The organism is Paralcaligenes ureilyticus (genome assembly GCF_004346225.1).
In the GTDB taxonomy this organism is placed as follows: domain Bacteria; phylum Pseudomonadota; class Gammaproteobacteria; order Burkholderiales; family Burkholderiaceae_B; genus Paralcaligenes; species Paralcaligenes ureilyticus.
The window spans coordinates 66949-81769 of sequence record NZ_SMAJ01000003.1 but is presented as its reverse complement, the minus strand read 5'-3'; the positions used below and the strand labels follow the sequence as shown (position 1 = coordinate 81769).

Sequence of the window (14821 nt, the reverse complement as noted above, 5' to 3'; positions counted from 1 at the left end):
CATGCTCACTGAAACAATAAAAAACTTTGTCAGCCGACTATTTACCACCCAGCCGTCCGGTCCGCAGCGGCTGACACGCGACAAGCACGGGATCGATCGGCGCAACGTTTCGCGCCACGCCATCAAGGTGTGCGAGGTTCTGCATCAGCAGGGGTTCGACGCCTATATTGTGGGCGGAGCCGTGCGCGACCTGATCGTGGGCCTGGAGCCCAAGGATTTCGACGTCGCAACCAACGCTACGCCCAACCAGATCCGCCCATTGTTTCGCCGCGCCCGCATCATAGGCCGCCGCTTTCAATTGGTGCATGTGGTTTTCGGCCAGGAAATCATCGAGACCTCTACGTTTCGCGCCCCGGCCGCGGCCGACCAGGAGGCCGATGAAGACGGCCGCCTATTGCGCGACAACACCTTCGGCACGCATGAAGAAGATGCCGTGCGGCGTGACTTCACGATGAACGCGCTGTATTACGATCCCATCAAGGAAGAAGTCATCGATTTCCAGCATGGCGTCGCCGACTTGAAAAAGCGCATTGTGCGCATGATGGGCGACCCTGAAACACGCTACCGGGAAGACCCGGTGCGCATGCTGCGCGCCATGCGATTTGCCGCCAAACTGAACGCCACTCTCGATCCGGCTACGCTGGCGCCAATCAAGAGGCTGGCGCCTCTGATCGAAAACGTACCCGCCTCGCGCCTGTTCGATGAAATGCTCAAGCTGCTGACTTGCGGCCACGCCATGGATTGCCTGCGGCAATTGCGCGCGGTCGGGTTGCACCAGGGGCTGCTGCCGCTCATCGACCTGATCTTCCAGGAAACAGGCGGCGAACAATTTATTGAGCTGGCCCTGGAACGCACCGACGCCCGCATCCGGGCCGGCAAGACCATCAGCCCCAGTTTCCTGTTTGCTGCCCTGCTCTGGAAACTGGTGGACAAACGCTGGCAAGCCATCGTCGCCCAAGGCGAACACCCCGTTGCCGCGCTGATGCAGGCGGCCGACTCGGTGCTCGAAGAGCAAACACGCAAGCTTGCCATACAGCGGCGCTTTCAGGCCGATATGCGCGATATTTGGTTCATGCAACCGCGCTTCGAACGCGCCACGGGAAAAAGCATCTGGCGTATGCTGGAGCAGCCGCGTTTTCGCGCAGCCGTTGATTTCCTGCAATTGCGCGCCGAAGCCCACGAGGTCGATAGCGTTCAGGCGCAATGGTGGATGGATCTGGCCAATGCGGACGACGGCGACCGCGCCGCCATCATCGAGACCTATATCCAGCAAAGCAAAAACACGACCGCAGCCAATCCGTCGCGACGCCGCAAACCGCGCCCACGACGCCGTCCGGCCAACGCGGCGGGCCCGGCTCCCGAATGATTTTGGCTTACATAGGCCTGGGCGCCAACCTGGGCGATGCGCAGGCGACGGTGCTGCAGGCGGCCTCTGAGCTGTCGCAAACTCCCGGCGTCAGCCAATTGAAGCTATCGAAGCTGTACCGAACCGCTCCCATCGACGCCGGCGGCCCCCACTACATCAACGCGGTAGCGGCGATCCAAACCAACCTCACCGCGCAAGCACTGCTGGCTGTTTTACAAAATATCGAACACGGGCATGGGCGCCTGCGCCCCTACCGCAACGCGCCGCGCACCCTGGATCTGGACTTGTTATTGTACGGAAGCAGCACCATCGACCAGGCCGATCTGACCGTTCCGCACCCCAGAATGCACCAGCGCGCCTTCGTGCTCAAACCCCTAAGCGATCTGGCGGCCGACTTGCAATTGCCGCAGGGTTCATTAAAGGATTTGCTGGCGGCCTGTTCGGATCAGGCCATCGAGCGCCTGCCCGACTGACGTTTCCGCGCGCCGAAACAGCCGATCGCTTCGTTTCCCAATGACGGTTTCTAAATGACGCCTTCTTGCGCCAACCTGGCCACATCGCCGTCGGAATAACCCAGCTCACGCAGAATCGCTTCAGAGTGTTCGCCCAAAGCCGGCACGCCATCCATACGGGCGGCAAACGCCGAGTTGGTGGCCGGCGGTATCAAGGCCGGCAAAGGCCCGGCCGGAGAATCGACTTCGCGCCAGCGCTCACGCGCCGCGAGTTGCGGATGATTCCAGACGTCGCCCATGGTATTGACGCTGGCATTGGCAATCTGCGCATCGTCCAGGCGAGCCAGCACCTGGTCGCGGCTCAAGGCGCCAAAGACCTCCATGATCAAAACACGCAAGGCATCGCGATGCTCGACTCGGGCCGGGTTCGAAGAAAAACGGGCATCTTGCGCCAATTCGGGCCGCGCGAGCACCTTCTGGCAAAAAGCCACCCACTCGCGCTCATTTTGCAGGCCCAGCATAATCTGCGACCCATCGCCCACCGGAAACGGTCCGTACGGATAGATCGTGGCATGAGCCGCACCCGAGCGTTGGGGCGCAGCGGCGCCGTCAAACGCGTAATACATGGGAAACCCCATCCATTCGACCATGCTCTCGAGCATGGTCACATCAAGGTGGCTGCCGCAGCCCGTGCGGCCGCGCAGCAAAAGCGCCGACAAAATGCTGCTATAGGCGTACATGCCCGCCGCAATATCCGAGATCGAGCAACCCGCCTTTGCCGGCTCGTCGGCAGAGCCCGTTACCGACAGGAAACCGCTTTCGCTCTGGATCAGCAAGTCATAGGCTTTTTTGTACTGATACGGGCCGCCCTCGCCATAACCGGAAATATCGCACACAATCAGGCGCGGATAGCGTGCCTGCAAGGCCTCGAAAGACAAGCCCAGACGGGCGGCCGCACCCGGGGCCAGATTTTGCACCAGCACATCGGCGCAGCCCAGCAAGCGCTCCAGCACCTCCTGGGCCGACGTGTTTTTCAAGTCCAGAGTCAGGCTTTCCTTGGACCGGTTGGTCCACACGAAATGCGACGACAGGCCATGAACCCGTGCATCGTAGCCGCGGGCAAAATCGCCAACCTGCGGCCGCTCGATCTTGATCACCCTGGCCCCCATATCGGCCAACTGGCGGGTGCAAAACGGCGCCGCAATCGCGTGTTCCAGGCTAATGACGGTAATGCCGTCCAGCGGCCGCAGCGCCGCGGCGCCCGAAGAATGCGTGTTTTTTTCAGCGTGTGTCATGCCACGAACCTCACTTCGGCCTGATGAGCCAGTGTTCCGTCCTGCTCGGCCCATAAACGGGCGCAGCCGGTGCCGGTCAACGCACCGGCAACCTGGAACGCCCGTGGCGCGATGAGCGGGCGCAAACCCCGATACGATAAAGAGGTCACCACACGATCAGGGTTGGCCCGGCTAAAGGCCCGGCACATCAATGTGGCGATCAAGGGGCCATGCACAACCAGACCTGGATAGCCCTCTACCTGCGTTACATAAGGATAATCGTAGTGAATGCGATGACCATTGAAAGTGACGGCCGAATAGCGAAACAGCATGGTGGAAGTGGGAATGACATTTTCCGTCCATGCCGCCTGCGGGGCCGGATCGGACCCTTCAAGCCTGGGCGGGCTGGGTTCGCGATACACCACATCCTGCTCTTCGGAAATGCATAGCAGGCCATCCTGAAAATACTCGTGCTTGATCGTCACAAACAATAACTTTCCGCTGCGGCCTGTTTTTTCCTCGACGGCAACAATGGTCGAGACACGGCTGGCCTCGACACCGACGCGCAAAACGCGGAGGAACTGGAGGCGCCCGCCCGCCCACATGCGATTACGGTTATCGGCGGGCGGCGCAAACCCGCCGCGCCGGGGGTGACCGTCTTCACCCAATTCATTATAGGGATACCCCTTGACGAACAAGCCCCATTGCCAGAGCAGCGGCAAGGCGTCGCCTTGTTTGGGCGCCTGGGTATCCAGGCTAAGCGCCATTTTTTCGATATGCCCGATATCGATACGGTCAGCGCAAGTTTCGGTGCGCCCAATCCAGGAGGCGGAGTCCATCGCAGTCATCTCGTCATGTTCCGATAATTAAGCGTTCAGGTTACAAGCTTGCCTGCTTATCGAATATTTTTGAATTCGCCTTTTTACAAGGCAGGGTTCGATAAAAGCAAACCATCCGTCATGTAGCGGCGGCGGTGATCCCCCATCAGACGCGCGTAATGGGAATGGCGGCGATCCGCGCCTGCCATTCTTTGGGGCCTGTCTCGTGGACCGAGGAACCCGTGGCGTCGACAGCCACCGTTACCGGCATGTCCTTGACGTCGAACTCATAAATGGCCTCCATGCCCAGATCCTCGAAGCCCACCACCCTCGCGCCGCGTATGGCGCGAGCGACCAAATAGGCAGCGCCCCCTACCGCCATCAGATACGCCGAGCCATGCCTGCGTATCGCATCGATGGCCACCGGCCCGCGCTCGGCCTTGCCTATCATGGCGATAAGGCCGGTTTGAGCCAGCATCATCTCGGTGAACGCGTCCATGCGCGTGGAAGTGGTGGGGCCGGCGGGACCGACGACCTCTTCGCGCACCGGGTCGACCGGGCCAACGTAATAAATCGCGCGATTGCGAAAATCGACCGGCAACGGCTCACCGCGGCCGAGCATTTCCTGTATCCGCTTGTGGGCTGCATCGCGGCCTGTCAGCATCTTGCCCGACAGCAACAGCGTCTGGCCGGCCTTCCAGCCGGCAACCTGCTCGCGGGTCAGGGTATTCAGATCGACTTGCAAGGACTTGTTGTAGTCGGGAGCCCAGTGCACATCGGGCCAGTCCGACAGCGACGGCGGGGTCAATTGGGCAGGTCCTGAACCGTCAAGCTCGAAATGCACGTGGCGGGTGGCGGCACAATTGGGGATCATGGCGACCGGCTTGGAGGCCGCATGCGTGGGAAAGGTCTTGATTTTCACGTCCAGGACGGTCGTCAACCCACCCAGGCCCTGCGCGCCAATTCCCAAGGCATTGACCTTTTCGTATAGATCGATACGCAGCGCTTCGAGCTTGTTTTCCGGACCGCGTTGCAGCAGTTCATACATATCGATGTCGTCCATCAGCGACTGCTTGGCCATTAGCATGGCTTTTTCGGCTGTGCCACCCACGCCTATGCCCAGCATGCCCGGCGGACACCACCCCGCCCCCATCGAGGGCACTGTTTTCAACACCCAATCGACGATCGAATCGCTGGGGTTGAGCATGGCAAATTTGGATTTGTTCTCGGAGCCGCCGCCTTTGGCCGCCACCTGCACATCGAACCGGCTGCCGGCAACCAGCTCGACATTCACAATACAGGGCGTGTTGTCGCGCGTGTTCTTGCGTGCGAACAAAGGATCGTCAAGCATCGAGGCGCGCAACGGATTATCGGGATTGGTGTAGCCTTGACGCACGCCCTCATCGCACACCTCCTGCAGGCTGCGCTGCGTATCAAGGCGCACATTCATGCCTATTTTCAGGAATACGTTTACGACACCGGTATCCTGGCAAATGGGGCGATGCCCCTCGGCGCACAAGCGCGAGTTGGTCAATATCTGTGCAATCGCATCTTTGGCCGCAGGGCTTTGCTCTCGCTCATAGGCGCGCGCCAGATGCCTGATGTAGTCGGCCGGGTGATAAAAACTAATGAACTGCACCGCGTCCGCAATGGACTGGATTAAATCGTTTTCTCGGATCGTAATAGCCATAAGACTTAACTTATAAGTTGAAAACTCATTTTCCCTGCCAGACGGGCTTGCGTTTTTCCGCAAACGCCGTGGCGCCTTCTTTGGCATCGGCGGACGTGAAAATATGCGCTACCCGAGGGCGCTGCAAATCGAACATATCGGCCTGGCGCCAGTCTTTGGACTCGGTAACGATTCTTTTTGCCGTCTGCACGGCAAGCGGCCCGTTTTCGACGATGACCCGCGCCAGAGTCAGCGCCGCCTCGAGGGCCTGGCCGGGGTCGGCCAAGCGGTTCACCAGCCCATGGTCATAAGCCCGTTGCGCCGGCAGCATTTCACCGGTCAGAATCACCTCCATGGCAACATGATGCGGTATGCGCCGCGGCAAACGAAGCATCCCGCCCGAACCTGGAACCAGACCGCGCTTGACCTCGGGCAAGCCGAAATTGGCCGTGCTGGAGGCGACGATCAAGTCGCAGGCCAGCGCGATTTCGCAACCGCCCGCCAGCGCATACCCTTCGACCGCCGCAATGATGGGCTTTTTGGGAGGGCGCTCGCACAGCCCGGCGAAGCCACGGCCATCGATCAAAGGCCGCTGGCCAGTGCTGGCGAAGGCCTTTAAATCCATGCCCGACGAAAACGTATTGCCGGCCCCGGTCAAAATGCCCAGGACAATGCCCTCATCGTCATCGAGCTGATCGAACGCCGCGGCCAGCAGGACAGCGGTGTCGTAGTTGATGGCGTTACGTGCCTCGGGACGATTGATGGTAATAATCTGAATTCGATCAACCACTTCCACTTTAACCAAGCCAGACATACAAGACCCTCGCAAATGACGGCGCGAAATACGCAGACGTTAAAATAATTGATAGCTTATTCCATTTAAATCAATTGCGGGCTGATTGGGATGGCAGCCACAAGGGCTGCCACTACATGAGCTGCGAATACGTTTCTGTAGCGGCACCCCTTGTGGGTGCCATTCGTCCGGTAATCCATAGCGGTAGCCACATTTTTGCAGCGGTAGCCCTTGCGGCCGCCATCAATCGTCCCCCAATAACGGAACCAGTTAAAATCGTAGCATTTTGCGGCTTCCCGCCTTACCGGCTTTGTTCATGCTCACTTTTCAACAAATTATTCTGACGCTCCAGCATTACTGGGATAAACAGGGCTGCACTCTTTTGCAGCCCTACGATATGGAAGTGGGCGCGGGCACCTCGCACACGGCCACTTTTCTACGTTCGATCGGGCCTGAGCCCTGGCGCGCCGCTTACGTCCAGCCTTCGCGCCGCCCCAAAGACGGCCGCTATGGCGAAAACCCCAACCGGCTGCAGCACTACTATCAGTTCCAGGTTGTACTCAAACCCGCTCCTCCCGAAATTCTCGACCTGTACATCGGCTCGCTCGAAGCGTTGGGCATCGATCCCAAGGTGCACGATATTCGTTTCGTCGAAGACGACTGGGAAAACCCTACCCTGGGCGCGTGGGGGCTGGGCTGGGAAGTCTGGCTAAACGGCATGGAGGTCACCCAATTTACTTACTTCCAGCAAGTAGGAGGACTCGACTGCACGCCCACCACCGGCGAGATCACCTACGGGCTGGAGCGCCTTGCCATGTATTTGCAGGATGTCGAAAGCGTCTACGACCTGGTCTGGACCGAAGGCGCCAATGGCCGGCGCGTGCTGTACCGCGATGTCTTCCACCAGAACGAAGTGGAGCAATCCACCTATAACTTCGAACACGCCTCGACCCGCATGCTGTTTGCGCATTTTGGCGACTACGAAGCCGAAGCCCACCGCCTGATCGAGGTGCCGCTGGCGCTACCCGCCTACGAGGCCACTTTGAAAGCAGCGCATACCTTCAACATGCTCGACGCACGCGGAGCCATCAGCGTGACCGAACGCGCCGCCTACATAGGCCGCATCCGCAACCTGTCGCGCGCCGTCGCGCAGGCTTACTACGATTCCCGCGAAAAACTGGGCTTCCCCATGCTCGACCACGATCTCAAGCAAGGGGCAACGGTATGACGTCGACCACTCACATCACTCAGGCCTTGCTGGTAGAACTCTTGACCGAGGAGCTGCCTCCGAAGGCGCTGCAGGCGCTTGGCGCCGCCTTTGCGCAAGGCATACGCAACACGCTCGACAAGCAACATCTTCTGGAGCCCGATTGCACGATCGACCTATTCGCTACCCCGCGCCGCCTGGCCTTGCGGCTTGGCGCTGTGCGCATGCAAGCTCCCAGGCAAACCTATACCGAAAAACTCATGCCGGCAAAAATCGGCCTCGACAGCAAGGGGGAACTCACTGCGGCGCTGGCCAAGAAGCTTGCCGGAAAAGGGCTGTCGCAACTGACCGCGGCCGATCTCATCCACGAATCGGACGGCAAGCAGGACTACCTTTACGCCAAAGGCGTGGCCGACGGCGCGCTGCTTGCCGACGGTCTGCAAGAAGCGCTTGACTACGCCATTGCCAACCTGCCCATCCCCAAGGTCATGCACTACCAATTGGCCGATGGCATCACCAGCGTCAAATTCGTGCGCCCGGCTCATGGCCTGATCGCGCTGTGGGGCGATACGGTGATTCCGGTCAGCATACTGGGCCTGCCCGCCGGGCGGGAAACCCGCGGCCATCGATTCATGGCCAACCGGCCCATCACCATCAAAACGCCCCACACCTACGAGCAACAGCTCGATATCGAAGGCCGCGTCATCGCTTCGTTTACGGTGCGCAAAGACTCCATTGCCACGCAACTGCATGCACACGCGAAGCGGCTGGGCGCAACGCTCGGCGACGATCCGGCCGTTGCCGCCTTGCTCGACGAAGTGACTGCGCTGGTCGAGCACCCCACGGTCTATGTGGGCGAATTCGACGAGCAATTTCTGGCCGTACCGCAAGAATGCCTGATCCTGACCATGCGTCTGAATCAAAAATATTTTCCCTTGTTCGACCCCGACACGGGCAAGCTCACGCATCGATTCCTGATCGTCAGCAATATGCAGGTGGCTGACCCCAGCCATATCATTCTGGGAAATCAGCGCGTCGTGCGCCCGCGCCTGGCCGACGCACAATTCTTTTTCAACACCGACCGCAAAGCGCCGCTGGCGTCGCGCGTGGCAGCGCTGGCCGGCATCGTGTATCACAACAAGCTGGGTTCCCAGCTCGAGCGGGTCGAACGCGTGCGGCAGATTGCGCGCTATCTGGCCGAGCGCCTGGGTGTCCAGACGCAAAATGCCGATCGCGCGGCGCTTTTGGCCAAAGCCGATCTGGGCACGAACATGGTGGCCGAGTTCCCCGAGCTGCAAGGCATCATGGGCGCCTATTACGCCGCCGCCGATGGCGAAGCCCAGGACGTGGTGCATGCCTTGAGCGAGCAATATCGCATTCGCCTTGACGCTGCGGTGAACGACGCAACCCTGACAGCGGCTTTGCTGTTCATTGCCGAACGCGCCGAAACGCTTATCGGCATCTGGGGCATAGGGCTGGTTCCTACGGGCGAACGCGATCCGTACGGCCTGCGCCGCGCCGCGCTGGGCCTGATCAGCGCCTTCGAGCAACTGCAGGCGGGCGGCTATTTGCCCATCGAACCCACTCTGCGTCTGACCCTGTCCGATCTGCTGGCCTTCACGACCGGCACCTTCGGCGCGCATCCCATCGCGGCCGACACCGCGGCGAGCGTGCAACACTTTGTCTACGAGCGCTACCGCCACCAACTTGCCGGTGATTACGAACGCAATGTGATCGACGCCGTGCTCAGCCTGGAGCCCCCACTGCAACAGGTGGTCGCCCGTATCCAGGCCTGCGCCGATTTTGCACAATACCCCGAGGCTGCCAGCCTCGCAGCGGCCAACAAGCGCATTGCCAATCTGCTTAAAAAGGCCGACGACCACATCGGTCAGATCAATCACGAGCAACTCAAGGAACCCGCCGAACGGGCACTGGCGCAAACCGTCATCAAGCTCAAGCCGCAGGCCGAGGCCCAGCTGGCACAGGGCGATTTTGCGGCCAGCCTGGCCACCATGGCCCAGGCCCGAGGCGCGGTCGACACGTTTTTTGCCGACATCATGGTCATGGCCGACGATCCCGCCGTACGCGCCAATCGTCTGGCCCTTCTGGCCGACCTGCACAACGTCATGAATCAGGTCGCCGATATTTCAAGGTTAGCCCAGTGAAACTTGCCATACTCGACCGCGACGGCGTGATCAATCACGACAGCGACGCGTTTATAAAAAGTCCGGACGAGTGGGTCGCGCTGCCTGGCAGCCTGGAGGCCATCGCGCGCCTGTCGCGCGCGGGCTGGCGGGTGGTCATTGCCAGCAACCAATCGGGCATTGCACGCGGCCTGTTCAGCATGGAAACGCTAAATGCTATCCACGCCAAGCTCAGAAAAGAGCTGGCACAGGCCGGGGGCAGCATCGACGCCATCTTCACCTGCCCACACGGACCCGGCGACGACTGCTCGTGCCGCAAGCCCCGCGCCGGCATGCTTCTGGACATAGGCCGGCGCTACGACATCGACCTGCAAAACGTGCCCGCGGTGGGCGACTCCTTGCGCGACCTGCAGGCTGCGAGCGAAGCGGGCTGCGCTCCGTGGCTGGTAATGACCGGCAACGGCCAGAAAACCTGGGACAAAGGCGATCTGCCAGCCGGCACTCAAGTGGGCGAAAGCCTCGCCGCCATCGTTGATGTCTGGCTGCAAGAGGCCTGAGGCATGCCTGTATTACGCGCGACGCTATACCTGATTTTTTTAACGATTACCGTTATTCCCTACGCCTTTGCCTGCGTTTTATGGGCGCCTCTGCCCTGGCGCTGGCGCTACCGCCTGACTGCAGGCTGGCCCCGGCTTGCCATCTGGGGCGCTCGCGTCATATTAGGGATACGCTGGCGAATCAAAGGGGCCGAAAATTTTCCAGACGGGCCGGCCATCATTCTGTCCAAACATCAATCTGCCTGGGAAACCTTGTTTTTCCCCGCTTATATGCCGCGCGAAGTCTGCTTTGTATATAAAAAAGAATTACATCGGGTGCCCTTCTTCGGCTGGGGCCTGGCGCTATTGAACATGATTCCGATCGACCGGTCGAAGGGGCGCGACGCGTTCGAGCAAGTGGTCAGCGAGGGCCAGAAGCGCATTAATGAAGGCCGTTGGCCTCTTTTATTTCCCGAAGGCACCCGCATTGCCCCCGGCAAAACCGGCCGCTACAAACTGGGCGGCGCCTTATTGGCGACCCGCACCGGCACAGGCGTTATTCCTATCGCCCACAACGCCGGCGAGTGCTGGCCACGCAATGCCTTCATCAAGAAACCAGGTCTGGTTACACTGTCGGTCGGGCCGATGATCGAAAGCAAAGGCCTGACGGCCGATGTCCTGAACAAAAAAGTTCAGGAATGGATTGAAAATGAAATGCGCCAATTGAATCCGGAACGCTATGAGTCTCTCTGAACAGCTGGAACTGTTTTCCGAAGTTCCCGCTGCACTTGTTATCCCCAGCAAGCTGCCTGTCCCCACCAAACCGGCGGCCGACATCGCCGTTGTACCCACCGTCCGGCCACCCTCCCTGGCGGCCGGTACGCGCTGGCGCGAGGTACGCACCGGCACCCAGACGATCGGTTTCGTCCTGCAACGCTCGCGGCGCAAAAGCATAGGCCTGACCATCAACGACGATGGCTTGCTGATCACCGCGCCAAGCTGGGTTGGCCTGGGCCAGATTGACGAGGTAGTGATCGAGAAATCGCGATGGATACTCGACAAGCTAAGCGTCAGCCAGGCGCGCAAGGCGCAAATGGCCATGGCGCACACACGCTGGCAGGACGGCGGCGACATTCCCTACCTGGGCAACCGGATCATCCTGAGGCTGGGTGAAACCCAAGGCCCCACCCGGTTTCTGGGCTCCGCCTTCGCCCCTGTCGACGGCGATACGCTGCGACTGGCCTTGCCTGTTACGGCCGAACATGGCCGCATACGCGATATCGTGCACGCCTGGCTGCAGCACCAGGCGCAAGCCTGGTTCGACCAGCGCCTGCAGCACTTTCTGTCCGTCAGCCAATTGCAGATCAAGCGCTGGCGGCTATCGTCGGCGGCCACCCGCTGGGGCTCATGCAACAGCGACGGCAATATTATGCTGAACTGGCGCCTGATCCACTTTGAACGCGATATCATCGACTATGTGGTGGTTCACGAAATCGCTCATCTGCGGGAAATGAATCACAGCAAGAATTTCTGGCGCGAAGTGGGCCGGATACTTCCCGGATTCGAGCGTGCGCGCAATATCCTGCGCCAACAAGATCCCGCCTGCCTGCCATTGATATAACCCTTAGCCCCGAGGAATACCTGATGCGACTACTCCACACCATGCTTCGAGTCGGCAACCTGCAAGAGTCCATCGCGTTTTATACCGAAGTGCTGGGCATGCACCTGCTGCGGCGCAGAGAATATCCGGAGGGCAAATTTACACTGGCATTTGTAGGCTTCCAGGACGAGGCCGACGGCGCCGTAATAGAACTCACCCACAACTGGGATACGACCGCCTACGACCTGGGCAATGGCTACGGCCATATCGCCATCGAAGTCGAAGACGCCTATCAAGCCTGTGCCGCCATCAAGGCGCGTGGCGGCAAAGTCACACGCGAGGCGGGCCCCATGAAGCACGGCCAGACCGTTATCGCTTTTGTGGAAGACCCCGACGGCTACAAAATAGAATTGATCCAGCATAAATCACAGGCGGCCTAGTTCGAAGAACCGGGCGCCCGTCCATGTTAAACACGCTTTGGTTCGGCTTCTTTATTATCGCCAGCCTGTCGGGCCTGTACCACTGGCTGTTCCTGCACGATCCCGAAATTTTCTCGCGCCTGGTGCTCAGCCTGTTCGACATGGCCAAGCTGTCGGTCGACCTGATGATCCTGCTGTTTGGCACACTGACATTATGGCTAGGCTTCCTGCGCATCGCTGAACAGGCAGGCCTGATCGAAAGACTGGCCAGGCTGCTCGCGCCGCTGTTTCGCCGCCTCATGCCTGAAGTCCCCGAAGGGCACCCCGCACTGGGCCTGATTACACTGAATTTTGCCGCCAACGCCTTGGGGCTGGACAACGCGGCAACACCCATCGGCTTGCGCGCCATGCGCGAATTGCAAACGCTCAACCCCACGCCCGAAACCGCTACCAACGCGCAAATCCTTTTCCTGGTGCTCAACTCCTCATCGCTCACCTTGCTGCCCGTCACCATTTTCATGTACCGGGCGCAACAAGGCGCGGCCGACCCCACGCTGGTTTTCCTGCCCATACTGCTCGCCACGACCGCCTCCTCCCTAACGGGCCTGCTGACAGTCGCCTTCATGCAAAAGCTCAAACTGCACGACCCGGTCGTACTCGCCTGGCTGGGTGGGCTGATACTCGCCCTGGGCAGCTTCATGGCGCTGCTGGGCACCTTATCGGCAACCGCAATCAGCTCGTTGTCTTCACTTTTGGGCAATCTAACGCTGTTTGGCGTCATCATTTTCTTCTTGGCGGCCGGCTTCCACAAAAAGGTGCCCGTCTACGAATCTTTCATCGAAGGCGCCAAACAGGGTTTCGAAATATCCAAAGACCTGCTCCCCTATCTGGTCGCCATGCTTTGCGCCGTCGGCGTATTGCGCGCATCGGGCGCACTCGACGCCTTGCTCGACGTCATCCGCTGGGGAACACACGCGGCAGGCCTGGATGCGCGTTTCATCGACGCCCTGCCCACCGCGCTCGTCAAACCATTTTCAGGCAGCGCCGCACGGGCGATGCTGATTGAAACCATGCAGCACTTTGGAGTGGACAGCTTTCCCGCCCTGCTCGCGGCCACCGTGCAGGGCAGCACCGAAACCACGTTTTACGTGCTCGCCGTATATTTTGGCGCCGTAGGCGTACAGCGTGCACGCCATACCGTGGGCTGCGCACTGGCTGCAGACCTGGCGGGCGTGCTCGCCTCGATCGCCGTATGTTATTGGTTTTTCGGATAACGCCAGGCCAGGCCCCTACGAAATCTACCCGTCGCTAACGTAGCGGCAGCCCTTGTGGCTGCCATCGGCGTTCTAAAAATATCGCGACAGTCATCAACGATTTTGGCAGCCACAAGGGCTGCCACTACATGAGCGACACGAGCGTCGTGGCCAGTTAAGGTGGGGCGGGCGACTTGGGCACGCCGCGCGCAGGGCCGGCTTCGGGGATGCAAGGCGTGCGCTGTTTGAGTGGGACGCCTGCGAATAGCCCGGGGGGCTATTCGCCCCACGAGTTCGCACGCCGCCCCGAAGCCGGCCCTGCGCGCGGGAAGTCATGGCGCAGCCATGACCGTGCCCGTCGGAGCCCGAACCGCCTTGACTGGCCACGATGCGGGGCTAGAAGGTTCTAGGCAAGATAAGATTAATGCGAGAGGATGAATGCCACCCACAAGGGGTGGCGCTACGGGTGGCGCTACGGGTGGCGCTACAGGGCCGCTACACTCGCAACACGCCCGCCGCCAGCAGGCTATCCGTCAGCGCCGCGAACTGCTCGACCGACAACTCCTCAGCCCGTGCGGTGCCTGCAATGCCCAGGCCGCTCCAATCCACCAGCGGCGCCCAATCGCCCAGCCCCTTGCGCAACATCTTGCGCCGCTGCGCAAAAGCGCGAGCCACCACCTGCGAAAGCGCCGCCTGGTTCTTCACCAGAATCTGCGCGAGCGGCAACGGCGTCATCCGCACCACCGCCGACACCACCTTCGGGGGCGGATCGAACGACTCGGGCTGCACGTCAAACAACTTGACCATCCGATAACGCGACTGCAGCATCACCGACAAGCGCCCGTAGTCGCCCGAAGCAGGCTTGGCCACCATCCGGTCAACCACCTCACGCTGCAACATGAAATGCTGGTCCCGCACACGCTCGGCGTACTCGATCAAATGAAAAAGCAAAGGACTCGAAATGTTGTAGGGCAAATTGCCGACAATGCGCAAACGCTCACCCAAAACGCCAAAATCAAAGGTAAGCGCATCGTTCTGCACCACCGTCAACCGCTCTTCCGCGTGCTGGCGGCGCAGACGCGCGGCCAGATCCCGATCAATTTCAATCACCGTCAAATGATCGAGCGCACGCATCAACGGCTGCGTCAACGCCGACAACCCAGGGCCGATCTCAACCATCACATCGTCGGGCCTGGGCGCAATCGCGCGCACAATCGCCTCGATCGCCGCCTCATCGACCAGGAAATGCTGGCCGAAACGCTTGCGCGCCTGGTGCGTCGCCATCGCCAG

14 protein-coding genes are annotated in these 14821 nt (G+C 60.4%); 9 read left to right on the top strand and 5 right to left on the bottom strand.

Translation table 11 applies throughout. The features are described 5' to 3' along the window. The first annotated feature begins 1 nt into the window (after position 1). Together pcnB and folK are read left to right on the top strand one after the other, a co-directional pair. Positions 2-1366 (top strand): polynucleotide adenylyltransferase PcnB, encoded by a 1365-nt coding sequence (pcnB, locus tag EDC26_RS04980; protein WP_132580184.1) that lies wholly within the window; start codon positions 2-4, stop codon positions 1364-1366. Continuing rightward, positions 1363-1839 (top strand): 2-amino-4-hydroxy-6-hydroxymethyldihydropteridine diphosphokinase, encoded by a 477-nt coding sequence (gene folK, locus EDC26_RS04975; RefSeq protein ID WP_132580183.1) that lies wholly within the window; start codon positions 1363-1365, stop codon positions 1837-1839. The genes pcnB and folK overlap by 4 nt, the downstream gene beginning before the upstream one ends. A gap of 50 nt (positions 1840-1889) precedes the next feature. Here the strand turns inward: folK and EDC26_RS04970 are convergent, their stop codons facing one another. The 4 genes from EDC26_RS04970 to EDC26_RS04955 all read right to left on the bottom strand — a co-directional run bounded on the left by EDC26_RS04970 (position 1890) and on the right by EDC26_RS04955 (position 6393). Further along, positions 1890-3113: a CaiB/BaiF CoA transferase family protein gene (locus EDC26_RS04970; protein ID WP_132580182.1), complete on the bottom strand. Its 1224-nt coding sequence runs from the start codon at positions 3111-3113 to the stop codon at positions 1890-1892. Continuing rightward, on the bottom strand, positions 3110-3940 hold the full coding sequence (locus EDC26_RS04965; protein WP_132580181.1) for an HTD2 family dehydratase: 831 nt from the start codon (positions 3938-3940) through the stop codon (positions 3110-3112). The genes EDC26_RS04970 and EDC26_RS04965 overlap by 4 nt, the downstream gene beginning before the upstream one ends. 136 nt (positions 3941-4076) lie before the next feature. Beyond that, positions 4077-5600 carry a fumarate hydratase gene (locus EDC26_RS04960; protein ID WP_132580180.1) on the bottom strand — a complete coding sequence of 508 codons (1524 nt, stop codon included), beginning with the start codon at positions 5598-5600 and terminating at the stop codon, positions 4077-4079. A 25-nt stretch (positions 5601-5625) separates the two neighbouring features. Next, a complete protein-coding gene (locus EDC26_RS04955) occupies positions 5626-6393 on the bottom strand; it encodes a crotonase/enoyl-CoA hydratase family protein (RefSeq protein WP_132580179.1) in 768 nt (255 codons plus the stop codon). Positions 6394-6688: 295 nt separating this feature from the next. Between EDC26_RS04955 and glyQ the strand changes: the two genes are divergently transcribed. The 7 genes from glyQ to EDC26_RS04920 are packed head-to-tail and all read left to right on the top strand — an operon-like array spanning position 6689 to position 13552. Continuing rightward, positions 6689-7600, top strand: a complete 912-nt coding sequence (gene glyQ, locus EDC26_RS04950) for a glycine--tRNA ligase subunit alpha (RefSeq protein ID WP_132580178.1) — start codon at positions 6689-6691, stop codon at positions 7598-7600. Beyond that, positions 7597-9744 (top strand): glycine--tRNA ligase subunit beta, encoded by a 2148-nt coding sequence (gene glyS, locus EDC26_RS04945; RefSeq protein WP_132580177.1) that lies wholly within the window; start codon positions 7597-7599, stop codon positions 9742-9744. Before glyQ ends, glyS begins: the two co-directional genes overlap by 4 nt. After that, positions 9741-10280, top strand: a complete 540-nt coding sequence (gene gmhB / locus EDC26_RS04940; RefSeq protein ID WP_132580176.1) for a D-glycero-beta-D-manno-heptose 1,7-bisphosphate 7-phosphatase — start codon at positions 9741-9743, stop codon at positions 10278-10280. The genes glyS and gmhB overlap by 4 nt, the downstream gene beginning before the upstream one ends. 3 nt (positions 10281-10283) lie before the next feature. After that, positions 10284-11012 (top strand): lysophospholipid acyltransferase family protein, encoded by a 729-nt coding sequence (locus EDC26_RS04935; RefSeq protein WP_132580175.1) that lies wholly within the window; start codon positions 10284-10286, stop codon positions 11010-11012. Further along, positions 10999-11880, top strand: a complete 882-nt coding sequence (locus EDC26_RS04930; RefSeq protein ID WP_132580174.1) for a M48 family metallopeptidase — start codon at positions 10999-11001, stop codon at positions 11878-11880. The genes EDC26_RS04935 and EDC26_RS04930 overlap by 14 nt, the downstream gene beginning before the upstream one ends. Positions 11881-11903: 23 nt before the next feature. Beyond that, on the top strand, positions 11904-12299 hold the full coding sequence (gene gloA / locus EDC26_RS04925; RefSeq protein ID WP_132580173.1) for a lactoylglutathione lyase: 396 nt from the start codon (positions 11904-11906) through the stop codon (positions 12297-12299). A gap of 23 nt (positions 12300-12322) precedes the next feature. After that, the gene (locus EDC26_RS04920; RefSeq protein WP_132580172.1) at positions 12323-13552 is read left to right on the top strand and encodes a nucleoside recognition domain-containing protein; all 1230 of its coding nucleotides are present in this window, start codon (positions 12323-12325) and stop codon (positions 13550-13552) included. 474 nt (positions 13553-14026) lie between these two features. On the opposite strand, the gene rsmA is transcribed toward EDC26_RS04920, so the two are convergent. Continuing rightward, positions 14027-14815, bottom strand: a complete 789-nt coding sequence (gene rsmA, locus EDC26_RS04915) for a 16S rRNA (adenine(1518)-N(6)/adenine(1519)-N(6))-dimethyltransferase RsmA (RefSeq protein WP_132580171.1) — start codon at positions 14813-14815, stop codon at positions 14027-14029. Positions 14816-14821 lie beyond the last annotated feature (6 nt).

Excerpts from the sequence above, each read along its gene's own strand:
- rsmA (WP_132580171.1), bottom strand. The coding sequence starts at position 14,815 with ATGGCGACGCACCAGGCGCGCAAGCGTTTCGGCCAGCATTTCCTGGTC.
- EDC26_RS04970 (WP_132580182.1), bottom strand. The coding sequence starts at position 3,113 with ATGACACACGCTGAAAAAAACACGCATTCTTCGGGCGCCGCGGCGCTG.
- EDC26_RS04960 (WP_132580180.1), bottom strand. The coding sequence starts at position 5,600 with ATGGCTATTACGATCCGAGAAAACGATTTAATCCAGTCCATTGCGGAC.
- EDC26_RS04920 (WP_132580172.1), top strand. The coding sequence starts at position 12,323 with ATGTTAAACACGCTTTGGTTCGGCTTCTTTATTATCGCCAGCCTGTCG.
- folK (WP_132580183.1), top strand. The coding sequence starts at position 1,363 with ATGATTTTGGCTTACATAGGCCTGGGCGCCAACCTGGGCGATGCGCAG.
- EDC26_RS04935 (WP_132580175.1), top strand. The coding sequence starts at position 10,284 with ATGCCTGTATTACGCGCGACGCTATACCTGATTTTTTTAACGATTACC.
- glyS (WP_132580177.1), top strand. The coding sequence starts at position 7,597 with ATGACGTCGACCACTCACATCACTCAGGCCTTGCTGGTAGAACTCTTG.
- gloA (WP_132580173.1), top strand. The coding sequence starts at position 11,904 with ATGCGACTACTCCACACCATGCTTCGAGTCGGCAACCTGCAAGAGTCC.
- EDC26_RS04965 (WP_132580181.1), bottom strand. The coding sequence starts at position 3,940 with ATGACTGCGATGGACTCCGCCTCCTGGATTGGGCGCACCGAAACTTGC.
- EDC26_RS04930 (WP_132580174.1), top strand. The coding sequence starts at position 10,999 with ATGAGTCTCTCTGAACAGCTGGAACTGTTTTCCGAAGTTCCCGCTGCA.
- pcnB (WP_132580184.1), top strand. The coding sequence starts at position 2 with ATGCTCACTGAAACAATAAAAAACTTTGTCAGCCGACTATTTACCACC.
- EDC26_RS04955 (WP_132580179.1), bottom strand. The coding sequence starts at position 6,393 with ATGTCTGGCTTGGTTAAAGTGGAAGTGGTTGATCGAATTCAGATTATT.
- glyQ (WP_132580178.1), top strand. The coding sequence starts at position 6,689 with ATGCTCACTTTTCAACAAATTATTCTGACGCTCCAGCATTACTGGGAT.